18 protein-coding genes are annotated in these 16,561 nt (G+C 41.8%); 5 read left to right on the top strand and 13 right to left on the bottom strand.

What is annotated here, in order from left to right:
- Nucleotides 1–7: 7 nt before the first annotated feature.
- From GO816_RS06460 to GO816_RS06450, 3 genes are read right to left on the bottom strand one after another with little or no spacing between them, the layout of a single operon-like run.
- The gene (locus GO816_RS06460; RefSeq protein WP_157540533.1) at nt 8–802 is read right to left on the bottom strand and encodes an undecaprenyl-diphosphate phosphatase; all 795 of its coding nucleotides are present in this window, start codon (nt 800–802) and stop codon (nt 8–10) included.
- 3 nt (nt 803–805) lie between these two features.
- The gene (locus GO816_RS06455) at nt 806–1,078 is read right to left on the bottom strand and encodes a DUF3098 domain-containing protein (protein WP_157540532.1); all 273 of its coding nucleotides are present in this window, start codon (nt 1,076–1,078) and stop codon (nt 806–808) included.
- 6 nt (nt 1,079–1,084) lie between these two features.
- Entirely contained in the window at nt 1,085–1,963 is an 879-nt protein-coding gene (locus GO816_RS06450) for a cell division protein FtsX (RefSeq protein WP_157540531.1), read from the bottom strand.
- A 193-nt stretch (nt 1,964–2,156) separates the two neighbouring features.
- Here GO816_RS06450 and GO816_RS06445 point away from each other — a divergent pair, with 193 nt between their 5' ends.
- On the top strand, nt 2,157–2,399 hold the full coding sequence (locus GO816_RS06445; RefSeq protein WP_157540530.1) for a hypothetical protein: 243 nt from the start codon (nt 2,157–2,159) through the stop codon (nt 2,397–2,399).
- 80 nt (nt 2,400–2,479) lie between these two features.
- Here GO816_RS06445 and GO816_RS06440 read toward each other — a convergent pair whose 3' ends face one another.
- Nucleotides 2,480–4,282, bottom strand: coding sequence for an ABC transporter ATP-binding protein (locus GO816_RS06440; protein WP_157540529.1), 1,803 nt, complete (start codon nt 4,280–4,282; stop codon nt 2,480–2,482).
- 113 nt (nt 4,283–4,395) lie between these two features.
- Nucleotides 4,396–5,196 carry a tRNA pseudouridine(38-40) synthase TruA gene (gene truA / locus GO816_RS06435; protein WP_317163605.1) on the bottom strand — a complete coding sequence of 267 codons (801 nt, stop codon included), beginning with the start codon at nt 5,194–5,196 and terminating at the stop codon, nt 4,396–4,398.
- 82 nt (nt 5,197–5,278) lie between these two features.
- Here truA and GO816_RS06430 point away from each other — a divergent pair, with 82 nt between their 5' ends.
- Nucleotides 5,279–5,746 (top strand): DUF4293 family protein, encoded by a 468-nt coding sequence (locus GO816_RS06430; RefSeq protein ID WP_157540528.1) that lies wholly within the window; start codon nt 5,279–5,281, stop codon nt 5,744–5,746.
- Nucleotides 5,747–5,910: 164 nt separating this feature from the next.
- Nucleotides 5,911–7,725: a DEAD/DEAH box helicase gene (locus GO816_RS06425; RefSeq protein WP_157540527.1), complete on the top strand. Its 1,815-nt coding sequence runs from the start codon at nt 5,911–5,913 to the stop codon at nt 7,723–7,725.
- A gap of 94 nt (nt 7,726–7,819) precedes the next feature.
- On the opposite strand, the gene GO816_RS06420 is transcribed toward GO816_RS06425, so the two are convergent.
- The 3 genes from GO816_RS06420 to GO816_RS06410 are packed head-to-tail and all read right to left on the bottom strand — an operon-like array spanning nt 7,820 to nt 9,591.
- The gene (locus GO816_RS06420) at nt 7,820–8,140 is read right to left on the bottom strand and encodes a hypothetical protein (protein WP_157540526.1); all 321 of its coding nucleotides are present in this window, start codon (nt 8,138–8,140) and stop codon (nt 7,820–7,822) included.
- Nucleotides 8,141–8,196: 56 nt separating this feature from the next.
- On the bottom strand, nt 8,197–8,556 hold the full coding sequence (locus GO816_RS06415) for a hypothetical protein (protein WP_157540525.1): 360 nt from the start codon (nt 8,554–8,556) through the stop codon (nt 8,197–8,199).
- A 27-nt stretch (nt 8,557–8,583) separates the two neighbouring features.
- Entirely contained in the window at nt 8,584–9,591 is a 1,008-nt protein-coding gene (locus GO816_RS06410) for an NAD(P)H-dependent glycerol-3-phosphate dehydrogenase (protein WP_157540524.1), read from the bottom strand.
- Between the two features lie 299 nt (nt 9,592–9,890).
- On the opposite strand from GO816_RS06410, the gene GO816_RS06405 reads away from it, so the two are divergent.
- The gene (locus tag GO816_RS06405) at nt 9,891–10,514 is read left to right on the top strand and encodes a polysaccharide deacetylase family protein (protein ID WP_157540523.1); all 624 of its coding nucleotides are present in this window, start codon (nt 9,891–9,893) and stop codon (nt 10,512–10,514) included.
- Between the two features lie 158 nt (nt 10,515–10,672).
- A complete protein-coding gene (locus tag GO816_RS06400) occupies nt 10,673–12,076 on the top strand; it encodes a pectate lyase family protein (RefSeq protein ID WP_157540522.1) in 1,404 nt (467 codons plus the stop codon).
- 9 nt (nt 12,077–12,085) lie between these two features.
- Here the strand turns inward: GO816_RS06400 and GO816_RS06395 are convergent, their stop codons facing one another.
- The 5 genes from GO816_RS06395 to GO816_RS06375 all read right to left on the bottom strand — a co-directional run bounded on the left by GO816_RS06395 (nt 12,086) and on the right by GO816_RS06375 (nt 16,524).
- Nucleotides 12,086–12,718: a DUF47 domain-containing protein gene (locus GO816_RS06395; RefSeq protein ID WP_157540521.1), complete on the bottom strand. Its 633-nt coding sequence runs from the start codon at nt 12,716–12,718 to the stop codon at nt 12,086–12,088.
- A gap of 159 nt (nt 12,719–12,877) precedes the next feature.
- A complete protein-coding gene (locus GO816_RS06390) occupies nt 12,878–13,612 on the bottom strand; it encodes a head GIN domain-containing protein (RefSeq protein WP_157540520.1) in 735 nt (244 codons plus the stop codon).
- A gap of 117 nt (nt 13,613–13,729) precedes the next feature.
- Nucleotides 13,730–14,080, bottom strand: coding sequence for a hypothetical protein (locus tag GO816_RS06385; RefSeq protein ID WP_157540519.1), 351 nt, complete (start codon nt 14,078–14,080; stop codon nt 13,730–13,732).
- Between the two features lie 121 nt (nt 14,081–14,201).
- On the bottom strand, nt 14,202–15,704 hold the full coding sequence (araA, locus tag GO816_RS06380) for an L-arabinose isomerase (protein WP_157540518.1): 1,503 nt from the start codon (nt 15,702–15,704) through the stop codon (nt 14,202–14,204).
- A 121-nt stretch (nt 15,705–15,825) separates the two neighbouring features.
- Entirely contained in the window at nt 15,826–16,524 is a 699-nt protein-coding gene (locus GO816_RS06375; RefSeq protein WP_157540517.1) for an L-ribulose-5-phosphate 4-epimerase, read from the bottom strand.
- Nucleotides 16,525–16,561 lie beyond the last annotated feature (37 nt).

The raw sequence follows: 16,561 nt of genomic DNA, 5'->3' as shown, positions 1-16,561 counted from the left end.
TATGGCTTTAGATTATCTCCAGGTTATGCCCCGTTGCGTAAAGACCTATAATAACTGCACCAACTAAAATGCGGTACCAACCAAATAGCATAAAGCCTTTTTTCTCTAAAAAGGTGATGAATGTACGTATAGCTAAAAGGGCAACTATAAACGCTACTACATTTCCTATTACCAGTAACTTAATTTCTTCGCCGTTGAAGGTGTGCCCGTCTTTAAAAAAGTCAAGCAGTTTTTTGGCTGTTGCAGCAAACATGGTGGGTACTGCCAAAAAGAATGAAAACTCTGCGGCAGCTTTTCGGCTCAGCTTTTGCGACATACCACCTACAATGGTAGCAGCTGAACGTGAAGTCCCTGGAATCATGGCAATGCATTGAAAAAAACCTATTTTCAATGCCGTAGCATAGTTTATATCCTTTTCGTCTTCTACATCAGTTTTTCCAAACCATTTGTCAACAAACAAAAGGATAACGCCGCCAACAAAAAGCGTTATACCAACGGTAAGGGCGCTTTCCATCAGCTCATCAATTTTTTTGCTGAATAATAAACCAAAAACGGCCGCCGGTATAAAGGCAACTATTAGTTTATAATAAAAATCGAGCGATTTAAAAAAACGTTTGAAGTATAGTACAACTACCGAAAGTATAGCACCTAATTGAATGGCAACAGTAAACAACTTAACAAAATCATTACTGGCAATGCCCATGGCCGATGAAGCAATAATCATGTGCCCGGTTGATGACACTGGCAAAAACTCCGTAAGGCCTTCAATAATGGCCAAAATAATAGCTTGTATTACAGTCATGCGTTAGGCTACAGGCTTTTTCATAATGGCATAAAAAGCAAGGCCGAAACCTGCTAATACAACCAGCGGCGCAATCACAATTTTAGTAGTGCTGTAAATATCAGTAGTGCCCGACATTAGTATAAAGCCTAAAGTTACAATAAGCACGCTAACTGCCAGTATTTGATAATTGGCTTTGCCAAACACAAACTGAACAGGTGCAGCAGCCGGCTTGCTATTACCTAAAATAGAAGGCCTTGTTGGTGTGCCTGCAGGCTTTTCAAATTTTTGAGCCATATTGTACTATCTATATAATTGATAAATTTTTAAACGAAGGAAACGGTTAACCGCCAAAAATGTACTAAAGCCCGATATGAATATGCCAAGCAATACAATGGCAACAAATATAATGGCAAACTCATAGTAGTTTTGCAGCACTATTAAATCAGGAATTTGGTTATAGGCAAGGTACAGCGTACCCACTAAAATAATGGTTGCAATTAATGCACCTAACAGCCCGTGCCATATACCATATAACAAAAATGGCTTACGTATAAAAGCTTTTGTTGCACCCACCAACTGCATTGATTTGATCAAAAACCGCTGTGAGTATATAGCCAAACGGATAGTATTGTTGATAAGCGCTACCGATAAAATAACAAATATGCCTGTAAACGCAAGTATAACCAAGCTGATGTTGGTGATATTTTTATTCATCTGTTCAACTAACGATTGCTGGTATTTAACCTCTTTAACCAAAGGGTTTTGACGCAGTTCATTAGCAAAGCGGGTTAAATCGGCATTGTTGGCATAATCGGCCCGCATGTAAACATCTATAGATTGCGAAAGCGGGTTTACACCCAAAAACTTTACAAAATCTTCGCCTAAATCTTTTTGCAGGTTACGCGCAGCGAGTTCTTTACTTACATACTGCGTGCGTTTCACCAATGGGTTTCCATCCAGCTGACGCTGAAATTGCAACACATCTGTTTCACGCGCACCTTCATCAACAAAAACGTTCACCACCATATTTTCTTTAATATAGCGTGATAAATTGTTGGCATGTACCAGTATCAACCCCAGCATACCCACCATAAGCAACACCATAGCAATACCAAAAACCGTTGATATGTAAATGGTTTTGGTTTTTTTGGCGGCCGTACTTGCTTCAAATTCTTCCATATAGTACCTGTTGGGATGCGAAATTAAAAAATCGCTTGGTTAAAGGTAAAACTTTATTAATTATTAATGCCATTTGCCGGCGTTAAGCGTTGGCTTTTAACAAACTTTAACGCTTAACGTTTGCCTTCTATTTGCGCAAATAAACAAACATTAAGGCCGGCTGTTAAGCTTAATATACCAAAAACTTGATTTTATGATGCACCAACCAGCAAACGAACACGATAAACCATCTCCATCTGATACACCAACCGACAGGCCAAATGATAACGGTGGCAAAGCCGTAAAAAAGTCCGAAGATGAAGATTATGATAAAGACAACGCCAATTTTGGCAACGTAGCCAAAACACGTGAAAACAGCGAAGAGCCGGTTAATCCGATAAAAACTCCGCCCGATGAATTTCAAGACCCGGAGAAGGATAATCCGCCGGTGAAATAATAGAAGCAAAAACCAAGAGCCAAGAGATATTTTTCATTCCATCGATATTCTTGGCTCTTGGGTATTGTCTCCTGGCTCTATTATCCCCTATCTATGCCCGCTGAGTTAAATTGCAGGTCGTATAGTTTACGGTAATAACCATCCTCAATACGTAATAATTCCTGGTGACTGCCCATTTCTTTAATTTCGCCGTGATCAAGCACAATAATTTTATCAGCCTTTTGTATGGTTGACAAACGGTGAGCAATCACAATAGCTGTCCGGTCCTGCATTAGCTTATCAATAGCATTTTGAATGAGTATCTCCGTTTCGGTGTCAACCGATGAGGTAGCTTCATCCAACACCAAAATAGCCGGATCATATACCAGCGCCCGCACAAAAGATATCAACTGTGCCTGGCCCGCTGATAAGGTTGCCCCGCGCTCCATTACATTGTAATCGTACCCGCCTGGCAGGCGTTCAATAAACTCATGTGCGCCTACTTCGGTTGCTGCTTTTACAATTTGCTCGCGTGTAACGGCCGGGTTGTTAAGGCTTATATTGTTGGCAATAGTGTCTGAAAACAAAAACACATCTTGTATTACCGTTGCAATTTGTGAGCGCAAGAATCTCAGTTCATAGTCTTGAATATCTACGCCATCAACCTTCACATTACCCCTCCCAATTTCGTAAAACCGGTTTAGTATGTTTATGGTTGATGATTTACCTGCACCTGTTGCGCCAACCAAAGCAAGCGTTTCGCCGGGCTTAATATTAAAGGTAAGATTCTTGAGCACCCAATTATCATCATTGTAGGCAAACCAAACGTTGTTGAAATCAATTTGCCCTTTTAACTTAACGTTGTTGATTATACCGCTATTGGGCGCTACTTCATCAGTATCAAGAACTTTAAATATCCGATCGGCACCTACCATACCCATTTGCAGGGTGTTAAACTTATCGGCCAGTTGACGTATGGGCCTGAAAAGCAAGTTAAGTAAAGTAATAAATGCTAATATTTTACCCGGTGTAATACCCTGCCCTTCGGCAGTAATGGAGGCCATAGTTTGATCGCTCAAAATACGTTTACAACCATACCATACCAGCAAACCAATTGAGCAGGCCATAAAAATTTCCACTACCGGAAAAAATATAGAGTAATACCAGTTTGACCTGATATTGGCATCGCGGTATTTTTCATTCACCGCATTAAATTTGCGCATTTCCTGCGCCTCGCGCGAGAAGTATTGAATGATGCTGATACCTGAAATATGCTCTTGCAAAAAAGTATTCAGTTGAGCCACATGCGTACGCACATCCTGAAATGAAGATTTAATAGCTTCTTTAAAAATGTAAGTGGCTCCCAGTAAAAAAGGCAATGGAATGAGGGTAATTAACGTCAGCTTCCAATCTTGCACCAGCATGTAAGTAATTATAGATATAACCAAAAGCAAATCGCCTGCTATTGATATCAAACCTTCTGAAAATATATCGGCAATGGTTTCGAGGTCTGATACGGTGCGGGTAATGAGCATGCCAATGGGCGTACGGTCAAAATACTTTAACCTCAGGCTCATTACATGATTGAAAACATCTATACGTAAATCACGGATGACTGATTGCCCTAAGGCGTTTGTTAAATAAGTTTGATAATACTGCGCTATGGTTTGCACAATTAATTGCGCAATCATCAGTGTTACTATAAAAACCAACCCGTTATAATTACCGGCTAAAATATATTTGTCTAACCCAATTTCCATCAGCATGGGTTGAGCCAGGGTAATTACAGCTAAAAATATAGTTAAAAATGCAGCAATGACAAACGTGCGGTTATATGGCTTAACGTAAACCATAATACGTTTAAGCAGCTGTACATCAAGTGCCTTTCCTGTTACTTTAGACATTTTTCTTTAATATCAGATTGCGGATGTTTGATTTTGAATTTGTTGCTTTTTGCAAAAGTTGACACACTCTCGTATGAATTTAAATCCGAAATCGAGTTTCTAAAATCTGCCATTTACAAATACGGATACCTTACTTCTGTTAAGTATAAACCGCAGGCAGGCACTGATGTTCCGGCGTTGCTACGATTTTTACTTTCAATGATGGAACGAATGCCTTCGGGCTCTATTTCGTGGCGGCCAACCATCATACAAGTTCCCACAATAGCGCGTACCATATTGCGCAAAAACCTATCGGCCGATATATGAAACACAAGTCCGTCTTTACTACGCAGCCATTGCGCCCTTACAACTTTACAGTTGTTGGTAAACACCTGTGTGTTTGATTTGCTGAAGCAACTAAAATCAGTATACTCCATTATAATTGCTGCTGCATGGTTCATGGCTTCTACATCTAACTCACCCTTAACCTGCCACGAGTTATTTTGCTTAAACGGATCTTTATCAAAATGCATGTGGTATTCATAAGACCGTTGCGTAGCGTCAAACCTGGCATGTGCATCGGCATGAACCGGTATTATTTGTTTAACAGCAATATCATGAGGAAGTAAAGCATTCAAGCTTTCAAGGCGAAGGCTGTTCCGCCCTTTCGTATTTTGCTTTGAAACTTCTTCTACAGCCGCTTCTGCAGGCAAATCAATAACCGGAACATCTAAATGAGCAAATAACTGTTTTGCATGTACGCCCGTATCGGTACGGCCTGCTCCAATAGTTTCAACCGGCTGGCGCAGTAAAACAGCTAAAGCTTCATTTAATTTTTGCTGAACACTCATGGCATTGGGCTGCACCTGCCACCCATGATAGCGGGTACCATCATAAGCCAGTTCTAAAAAATAGCGTTGTAATTGGGCCACGATGCAAAGGTAGCAAACCTTGCCGCAAGCTTAAGTCATTATTTAAGCAAACAATTTTATATTTGCCTTGCTATAAACACTAATCATGATACAACGCGTACAAAGCATATACTTATTTTTGGCTAGCCTGGCCATATTTGCCCTTTACTTATTTACACTTGCAAACAACGTTTACATCAACAATATACCAACAAGCATAAAGGTTACCGGCCTTATGCAGGACGTTAACCGACAACAGCAACAAATTCAATCATTTGTGGCCTTAACCGCTGCTACTGCTGTGGTTGCCTTACTGCCGTTGGTTACTATATTTTTGTTTCGCAACCGTAAACAGCAAATTGTGCTTGCCTACGTAACTATACTGGCAATTATTGGCCACAGCTTTTGGGTGGCTCAAACGGTTAAAGGAGTAGTTGGAGCGGTAACACTCAACACCAGCAATTTTGGCATTGGGCTTTTTCTTGCACCAATTGCAATTTTGTTAATACTATTGGCTATTAAAGCAATTAAAAGAGACAATGCGTTGGTACGTTCGGCCGACCGTTTACGGTAAGCTACACATGAATTTAAGCTCAAAGCAGTAAATCACTGTCAGTCAAAAAATTATCCGCACACAGTCATCACTGTCTCATTTTAAAATGAGGGCTTGTAAAGGCATTTATTTTTCTTACCTTTGCACCCGATTTGGCGATGTTGCCAAATTCGTTATTTTAATTCATGAACAACCCATTTTTAGAACTGGGAATCCGTCATGATATTGTTAATGCCATTAGTGATTTAGGATTTCAAAGTCCTACGCCTATTCAGGAAGCTTCTATTCCTGTACTATTGTCTGGCAGCAACGATTTTGTCGGATTAGCCCAAACCGGGACCGGAAAAACGGCTGCATTCGGACTACCTCTTTTAGAATTAGTCGATTTTACAGAAAACACACCACAGGCTTTAGTGCTTTGCCCAACTCGCGAGTTGTGTTTGCAAATCACCAACGACCTTAAAAACTTCTCGAAAAACGTTAAAAACGTACACGTTGTGGCCGTTTATGGCGGCGCCAGCATTGGCGATCAGTTGCGCCAGATTAAACGCGGTGTGCAAATTGTGGTGGCTACACCCGGCCGAATGCTTGACATTATTGGCCGCGATGCTATCGACTTCTCAAACATCCGCTACGTGGTGTTAGACGAGGCTGACGAGATGCTGAACATGGGTTTTCAGGAAGACATCAATGAGATTCTTTCTACTACCCCTGATGAGAAAAAAACCTGGCTATTTTCGGCTACCATGCCGCCAGAGGTTAGGCGTATAGCTAAAAACTATATGACCGATCCGCATGAGCTTACCATGGGCAAGCAAAACACAGGTAATGCCAACATTGAGCATGAGTACTATGTTGTACGTGCCCGTGACAAGTATGCGGCATTTAAGCGTATTGTTGATTTTAACCCCGAAATTTTTGGTATTGTATTTTGCCGTACCAAAATTGAAACTCAGGAAATTGCCGAGGCTTTAGTAAAAGACGGATATAATGCCGACTCGCTTCACGGCGACCTTTCGCAACAACAACGCGATAAGGTGATGAAACGTTACCGTGAACGCAGCCTGCAGTTATTAATTGCTACTGACGTTGCTGCACGTGGTATTGACGTTAATGATGTTACTCACGTAATTAACTACTCACTACCAGACGAAATTGAGAACTACACCCACCGTAGCGGCCGTACTGCCCGTGCAGGTAAAACTGGTGTATCAATTGCAATTGTTAACTCAAAAGAAGTTGGCAAAATACGTCAGATTGAGCGCGTAATTGGTAAAAAATTCACCAAAGCTGAAATTCCTACAGGATTTGACGTTTGTGAAAAACAACTGTTTGGTTTAATACATAAAGTACATAATGTGGAGATAAACGAAGGTCAGATTGAGCCTTATTTACCACGCATCATGGATGAGTTTGCCGACATGACCAAAGAGGAAATCATCAAGCGTTTTGCATCTATTGAGTTTAACAGCTTCTTAGAGTATTACAAAAATGCTCCTGATTTGAATGTATCTGAAGAAGTACGTGCAAGTCGTGATAATGGTGAGAAATATCCGCGCACCGGCATGAGAGGCGACTTTACCCGTTTGTTTATCAACCTGGGTTCGGTAGATGGCTTTACCCGTGGCGATTTGCTAGGTTATTTCTGTAATCAAACAAACATTGTTGGCCGCACTATTGGCAAAATTGACATTAAGGGTGTTTATTCATTCCTTGAAGTTGCTAACGGCGATGTTGACCAGGCTTTCAACGCATTTAAATCGGCTGAGTATAAAGGCCGTCAGGTGCGTATTGAGGTATCTGCTGATGGCGACCGCGAACGCGGTGGTGACCGTGGCGGATATGGTGGCGGTGGCTACAAAAAACGTGAGGGTGGCGGCTTTGGCGGCAACCGTCGCGATGGTGGTAACCGCAGCGGTGAGCGTAAAGAGGGTGGCGGTTTCCGCGACTTTTCAGGAAAACGCCGCGAAGACAGAGGTGAACGCCGTAAAAGATACTAGCATTTAGTTTTTTGCTTTGGTTCAGCAAACCTGAACTTAAAGCAGTTAGTTTTAGTTTGACAAAGCCTTTCCTTAATTGGGGAGGCTTTTGTTTTTAGCGTACAAATGCAACTGAAAGTGAATCGGGGTAAAGAAGTTTAAGGTTCTTATTATCCAATTGCTGTATCACAAACTTTGTTGGCGCGCTGCCTTCAAAGGATGTAAATATGGTATCTGCTTTAACAAAGTAGTCTTCTGCAACAGGCTCAGCCTCTTCGCTCAATATAAACTGCTTACCTGTAATTTGAAGCTGTGTTTTGCCATCGGTAGAACGCCACTTACCTTTTAAGCTGCTATTACCCGTTTCAGAGCAAGCAGCAGAAATAAGAACAAGTGCACATATAACGTGAACTAAAATGAGTAGATAGTTTTTCATGCAGGGAAGGTTGCAAAAGCAAGCATGCCCGCAATGCAGGCATGCTGTATTGTATATTAATTATTTGGTTTAGTTACCAAAGCTGATTCTCTTACATAAACATGGCGGCCTTTTTTGTTTACGTAGTAATAAGCCGAATTTTTATCGATGTAAATGGTTTGTCCTTGTGGGCCAACCTTGCCATCGTATTTTTTATCAACCACAGCCGATTTTCCTTTAACGGCTAATTCAGCAGTTTTTTGTCCGGTTTTTTTACCGGCTTTGCCTACAGCTTTGGCACCTTTGCCAACTGCACGGCCTGTTTTGGTTGCACCGCTATCAATGGCTTGGCCTGTTTTTTTTAAGATTTGAGCTTGAGTATCGGCAGCAATAAATATTCCGGCTGCCAATAAAGCAACTTTAAGTACGTTTTTCATGGTATCAATTAAGTTAATTTAATAAAACTAACTCAATTGTTCGGCCAAACGCTTCATTTCCAGTACGGGAGATTGTTTTTTGTATAAAACGCGGTATACAGCCTCACATATAGGCATACTAACTGTATACTGTTTGTTAACCTGGTGTAGGCAATTTACTGCATAGTAACCTTCAGCAACCATGTTCATTTCTAACTGCGCCGATGTTACGGTATAACCCTTACCTATCATATTCCCAAAGGTACGGTTGCGGCTAAACTGCGAGTAAGCTGTTACCAGCAAATCGCCCAGGTAAGCAGTTTCTTTTATATCACGGTCAATAGGGTGAACCGCATCTACAAAGTCTTTCATCTCGCGCAGGGCGTTAGATATAAGCACCGCCTGAAAGTTATCACCATAACCAACACCGTGGCAAATACCACTGGCTACAGCGTAAATGTTTTTAAGCACTGCCGCATACTCGGTACCATATATATCGTCAGACACGATGGTTTTAAGGTAGCGTGTACTAAGCATAGCGGCAAATTCGGCTGCAAGGTTAGTATCGGCAGAGGCTATGGTAAGATAGGAAAGCTTCTCAAGTGCAACTTCCTCAGCATGGCAAGGACCGCTGATTACTAAAAAGCGCTCGTAAGGGATATTATAATATTTATGCAAAAATTCACCTATAATCAGGTTCTCATCGGGCACTATTCCTTTAATAGCCGATATGATGTTTTTACCCTCTAAATCGGCAGGTGTAATGCCCGAAAGTGCATTTTTCAAAAATGCAGCCGGAACGTTAAGCAATATAAAATCGGCTTGCGCAACAAGGCCTTTAAGGTCTGTTGAAATGTTTTGTTCCGGAACCTTAATTTCAACCGAGCTGAGGTAATTAGGATTGTGCTTAATATTCTGCACATGCTCAACAGCCTGCTGATTACGCATCCACCAAAAAATTTCTTTTTTAGTAGTGTTATCAGTAAGCATCTTTACGTTAGCAGTGGCCCAGCTGCCACCACCAACTACCAGAATTTTATTTGGCTTATGTTGCATTCTAAACTTGCGGCGGTTTATATGTTGAATAACCGGAATTTGCAAAGGTATGTTTTTTTGAACGCTGATTTCAAATGTTCATCCTTAAAATTGCTTATCCTCGTCAAAAATAAATTTCGTTTCAACACCTCGGCATCTCAGCTGAGCTGTTAAAGCTTATATTTTTAGCGGTGTTTATATTTTACTTGCTTATAGGAACAGACTATTACATAAAATACTTCCGGGCAAAAGAAGCACAAGCAAACTAGGTTTGCTTATTGAGGTATAACAGCTCTCAATAAAAATAGCTTTATTTGTACATGTACCTGGTAAAAACGCCCTGGCTGCTCAAAAAGTTGTACCCGCAATTATGCTGGAATGCTGCGCGCAATAAACCCGTTATTTACCTTACGTTTGATGACGGCCCTATACCCATAGTTACGCCATTTGTGCTTAAAACACTAAAGGATTTTAACGCCAAGGCTACCTTTTTTTGCATAGGTGATAATGTACGCAAACACCCTGATGTTTTTGAAGAAGTAAAAGCCGGCGGCCATGCAATAGGTAACCATACTTACAATCATCTGAAAGGCTGGAAAACCGACAACGACACGTACATTAACAATTTCTTGCAAGCTAACGAGCAGTTGAAGACAACACTTTTCAGGCCACCCTACGGCCGTATACGCCGCACGCAAATAAGCCGCCTTCAACAGCTTAAACCAGGCATTAAAATCATTATGTGGGATGTGCTTAGCGGAGACTTTGATATGAGTTTAAAGCCCGAAGATTGTTTAAAAGGCGTACTAAAGCACACCGAAAACGGATCAATAGTAGTGTTTCATGACAGTCTTAAAGCATTTAACCGTTTAAAGTATACGCTGCCACGGGCGTTGGAGATATGGCAAAAGCAGGGTTACTCCTTTGAGGCCTTAACCTTGTAATGAACATTTGTGCCAGCAACTTATATTGCTCGGGTTTGATTACGGCTTAGCATTGTTTTCCGTCAGATATTTTTAAGCTATCGTAAGTTTTACAAAGCCGGTTGTTATAATAACTTAAGTTTGTAACTACTTGTAAACGCTAATTAAACCGGCATTTTATGAAATCTCTGATCTTCGCTGCCCTGCTTGCTTCAGGTGCGCTATACCTGTCATCATTTAAAGCAAAGCCTGTTAACGCAAATGTTACTGACAGTGCCTTGGTTGCTTTTCCGGGAGCGGAAGGTTTTGGCAAGTATGCAACAGGGGGCCGCGGTGGTAAAATTGCCGAGGTTACAAACCTGAATGATTCAGGGACCGGTAGTTTCAGGGAAGCACTTAATGCCTACCCCAACGAACCGCTTACTGTTGTGTTTAAAGTAGGTGGAATAATAGATTTAAAGTCGGAGATTAAGGTAAGCCGCTCAAACCTTACCATTGCCGGGCAAACAGCCCCCGGCGATGGCATTTGTTTAAAAGGCAATTCATTTATACTTAACGGAAGGGGTAAAAACGGCAACATCATTATACGTTACCTGCGCTCAAGGCCCGGTGGTAAGGCAGCCTCGGGCTTATACGGTTTAGATATGGAAAACATGAGTAATGTAATTATAGATCATTGCTCGTTTAGCTGGGCTAACGAAGAGTGTGCCGCTATGTACGATATTAAAAACGTTACGGTGCAATGGTGCATTGTAAGTGAAGGTCTTTATAATGCCGGTCATTTAAAAGGAAAACGCAGTTACGGCGGTGTTTGGGGAGGACAATATGTTACCTATCATCACAATCTTATTTCTAACAATTTTAGCCGCACTGTGCGCTTTAACGGCGCCCGTGCCCATGATACCGTTGCCGTAATTGATTACCGCAATAACGTAATTTATAATTGGGGGCGTACCGGATCATGCTACGGCGGCGACATTAAAATACCCGGAGGACGATCGGAGATTAACATGGTTAATAACTATTACAAGCCCGGACCAGCTACGCAGGGTTTCAAAAAAATTTTTTGTGAAGCCCTGTATGAAAAAGGCACCGGTCAGTGGTACATGAACGGCAACACCATGGAAGGCGATGCTACCTTAACCGCTGATAATAACGCTGGTTTGGATCTCAATAGGGTACCACAAGAAAAACGCGCCGCTGTAATTGTAAACGCACCTTTCCCGGTTGAAAAAACAACCACCCAAACTGCGCCTGATGCTTATAAACTAGTTTTACAAAAAGCCGGGGCAATGCTCCCAAAGCGCGATGCCGTTGACGCACGAATAGTAAGTGAGGTAAAAAATAATAATCCTAAAGGAATGGGATCGCTTCAAAAAGCCGGTATAATTGATGATGCCACTAGCGTAGGCGGCTGGCCGGCCTATCAAACGGGCAAAACGTTCACTGATAGCGATCATGATGGCATCCCTGATAACTGGGAGGCAGCAAATGGTCTTGATAAAAACAATGCGGCCGATGGTAATGAGCTTCATAGAAGCGGTTACACTATGTTGGAGGTTTATTTAAACAGCATTAAATAGCACCTTACATCAGGCATTTTTTACAATAATGCTTTCTATAATATCGGTAGTATCTTCACACTTATCAGTTGCTCTTTCGAGTGCGGCTAATATTTCAGTGTATTTGATAAGTTCAATGCAGTTGGTTTCATTATGAATGAGTGAAGAGAGTGCTTTGTTATAAACCTGATCGGCATAGGTTTCCAGCTGGCGTATTTTTTTACAGCATGTGCTTACATCATGTGTTAAAGTCAAATTACCCAGGTTTTGCACACCTTTTTCCAGCTCAATGCTTGCTTCAATAATAAGGCCTGCAATATCTTTCATGGCAGGCTCAACAAATTTTAACTGATAAAGGTTAAGCCTGCGTGCGGCTACATGTATGGTATCACATACCTGGTTTATGCCCGATGCCAAAGCATACATATCATTGCGCTCAAAAGGCGACACCAACGCACGTGAAGAAGCCGTATATACCTGGTGTTTTAATTCATTGCCTGTTGATTTAAGGCGTGCAATTTGATTAAAATGCATTTTTTCATCGTGCGGCGTTTCGCTACTTACGGTTTTGTATAACAGCTCGGCCATGCGTACGTTATTTGTAGCCGATTGATTGAACAGGTTAAAGAAAACAGTATTTTTTGGAACGAAGAACTTAAACATAGGCGTGCATTGGTAAACCGTAAATCTATGGCCGCATTGTTAAGCCTATATTGACAAAAGTTTATGCTTTTGCCTGTGTTATGATGCGTTAGTAAATTGCTAATGCTTAAAAACAATAAAAGGCGCAAGAGCGCCTTTTCATCAATACTTTTAAGCTGTTTAAAACTTGTGAATATCGCCACTACCGGCTTTTGACGTTGATATCTGCTTAACGGCACCGGTATAACGTACATCGCCCGAGCCAGCAACAGAGGCATCAAGTTTTTGACTTACGTTAACCGCAGCATCTCCTGAGCCCACTACCCTAACTGCAGTAACAGCGGTAATCAAAGAGCGACCATTATAATCGCCCGAACCTGATACTTTTACGTTTGATGTTTCGGCATTACCTGTAAGGCTTATATCTCCTGAGCCTACAATAGATACATCAAGCTTTTTAACATCCAGTTTTCCGCTGATATCACCAGATCCGCTAAGGCTTACTACCATATCCTGCGTACGGAAGCCATCCTTAAAAAACACATCGCCAGAACCAGAAAGACCTATTTTATTTAAATCTTTAGCTACGACTCTTACTATACGCTTCTTATTAGTTCCACCCCAGTTCCAGCCCGAGTTGTTATTGCGTTTGGTATATATTTTTAAAACACCGTTTTCAACAACCGTAATAATTTTATCTATTTCATCGGCATCGGCCTCAACTTTAACCGATTCGTTGGCTCCCTGCGTTAAATAAACATCAAAAGAACCTGAAACACTTACCGAAGAAAAGCCTGATAGGTGACGGTCCTGCTCATCGGTAAAATTAGTTATGTTAATGCTTGGCTTAGCATTAGTTTGTGCAACCCCTGTTACAAGGGCAGCAGCTAATAAAATTCTGGCTATAGTTATCATGGTAATAAGTTTGTTGTTCTGAATATAAGATGTTACCAAACGCTAATTGGTTACAGTAAAAGTAAATTATTTACTATAACCATAATATTCAGGGCAAACCCATCACTTTTTACCACACTACTTTTGTCGTAATTGCAGCAACGCGCCGTATTTCTTTTCCTTTATTTCGGTATCAGATAAAATATCAAATTCAAAGGTTTCATTACCCGATTTAACCCTTAACAACGATCCTTTAATTTCATAACGTCCCGGGTAAACTATATCGCCACCAGGCACAACATTGCCGCTACCATCAGGATTAAGCGTAACCTGCCAAGTGCTTATATAGTCCGGAGTGGTGTCTGACGTGATTTTATTATGCATCTGCTCGTAAATTTTAGTTTCGTTTACTTCTATTTTATCCTTCTTACAGGAGTTTAAAAGCATCATGCCAAAAATTGCAAGCAGTATGATTTTCAAATTTTTCATAACAATGATTTATTAAGGTTTAAAGCCATTACGTGTGCTTTAACAGTTATGCTACAAATCATAACAAAAAAAGCCCCTGCATAATTCATATGCAGGGGCTTTATATTTTGCTTGGGCAATTTTAGTATTTACCCATTTTGTAGTAAGCATCGTTCCAGGCAATTTCTTTCTGGAATTCGCGCAGCTTGGTTTCTTTACCAATAAGCAGGTATTCAATGCCCGCCATTTCGGCAAAGGCATGCAAGTGCTCGTCGGTTAAGTTCTGGCTATAGCAGGTATGGTGAGCACCACCGGCATAAATCCAGGCCGCACATCCGTCTTTCATGTTGGGGTATGGTTTCCAAAGTACGCGGGCTACAGGCAGTTTAGGCAAGTCGTTAGTCGGCTCAACAGCTTCAACCTCATTTACTATCATACGGAAACGGTTACCCATGTCTACAATTGAAGCATTTAAGGCAGCACCACCGGCCACGTTGAATACCAAACGTACCGGATCGGCCTTACCGCCAATACCTAATGGATGTACTTCAACCTTTGGCTTACCGGTTGCAATGGCAGGGTCAACCTCCAGCATATGCGAACCTAATACCATTGAGTTAGCACCGTCAAAATGGTAAGTATAATCTTCCATAAAGGCGTTACCACCCGGCAAACCTGCACCCATTACTTTCATGGCACGTACCAGGGCAGCAGTTTTCCAGTCACCTTCGCCGGCAAAACCGTAACCTTCGGCCATTAAACGCTGTGCGCCTATACCTGGTAATTGTACCATGCCGTGCAGGTCTTCAAACGTATCGCTAAAGCCTTTAAAGCCTCCTTGTTTTAAGAAGGTACGTAAACCTACCTCAATTTTAGCAGCCTCAATTAATGACTGATGCTGAGCACCGCCTTTTTGCAGTTCGGCAGCTACATCATATAAGTCGTGGTACTCGGCAATCTGCTGATCGATCAATGAGTAATCAAGCGAGTTAATTACGTTTACCAAATCACCAATACCATAAGAGTTTACCGAGAAACCAAACTGTAGTTCAGCTTCTACTTTATCGCCGTCGGTTACGGCTACAAAGCGCATGTTATCGCCAAAGCGTGCAAACTTAGCGCCTTGCCAATCGTGCCAACCGGCAGCAGCACGAGCCCAAACGCTAATTTGGTTGGCTACTTCTTCCTCTTGCCAGTGACCTACAACCACTTTACGGCGTAAACGCATACGGCTCATCATAAAACCAAACTCACGGTCGCCGTGGGCGCTCTGGTTAAGGTTCATAAAGTCCATATCCATAGTGCTCCAAGGAATTTGGGCATTGAATTGGGTATGTAGGTGAAGCACTGGTTTTTTAAGGATGCTCAAACCGCGAATCCACATTTTAGCGGGCGAGAAAGTGTGCATCCAGGTAATTAAGCCAATACAATTAGGCGTTACGTTGGCCTCCTGAATAAGGCTGTATATTTCGTCGGATGATTTTACAGTTGGTTTAAATACCACTTTTACCGGAACGGTTGCATTGGCATCTAAACCACGTGCAATTTCCTGCGAGTGCTCGGCAACCTGTTTTAGCGTATCCTCGCCGTAAAGGTCCTGGCTGCCGGTTACAAACCAAACTTCAAGTTCTTTTAAGTTTATCATTCTTTTTGTTGAATTGTTAAGTTGTTGATTAGATTATTGAGTTAAGTAGTTTCTAAGAGTGAACGGATGATAAGCCTTGGTAGTATTCAACTACTCACCAATCAACCATTCACCCACTCACTCAACTTTGTCCGTAATATGAATCAGGTCCGTGCTTGCGCTCGTAGTGTTTGCGTATTAACGCATCTTTTAGGCGTGGTGCCTGCGGATTGATTTGCTCGGTTAGCAGGGCCATTTTAGCAATTGCTTCTAACACGGCACTGTTGTGAACTGCCTTAGCAGCAGTTTTACCCCAGCTGAATGGTGCGTGGTTACCCACCAGTACCATTTCAACCTCTTTGTAATCCAAACCTTTATCCTGAAACACGTCCATGATTTGGAAGCCGGTTTTATACTCGTAATCGCCGGCAATGTACTCATCAATCATTGGCGGAGCACAAGGGATGTCAACCGTATTATAGTCGGCATGGGTAGTACCAAAAATTGGTATATCGCGCTGTGATTGTGCCCAGGCGGTGCCGTAGGTAGAGTGCGTGTGGCAAACGCCACCAACCGAACGTCCCCAGTGCTTGTATAATACGGCATGGGTTTTAGTGTCTGATGATGGACGCAGGTCGCCTTCAATGGTATTACCGTCAAAGTCAACAATCACCATTTTCTCGGGCGACAGATCCTCGTAAGGTACACCGCTTGGTTTAATGGCAAAAACGCCTAAGTCATGATCGGCAGCGCTCACGTTACCAAACGTGAAAATAACCAGCCCTAACTTGGGCAGTTCCATATTGGCATCGTAAGCAGCCTTTTTAATGTGATCGTACATTGTTATTTCAGATTTCGGATGATCGATTTCGAATTTA

The sequence above is a fragment of the Mucilaginibacter aquatilis genome, assembly GCF_009755275.1.
GTDB lineage: Bacteria > Bacteroidota > Bacteroidia > Sphingobacteriales > Sphingobacteriaceae > Mucilaginibacter > Mucilaginibacter aquatilis.
Note: the sequence above shows the minus strand (reverse complement) of the source record. Positions and strands in the feature narration are given on the sequence as shown.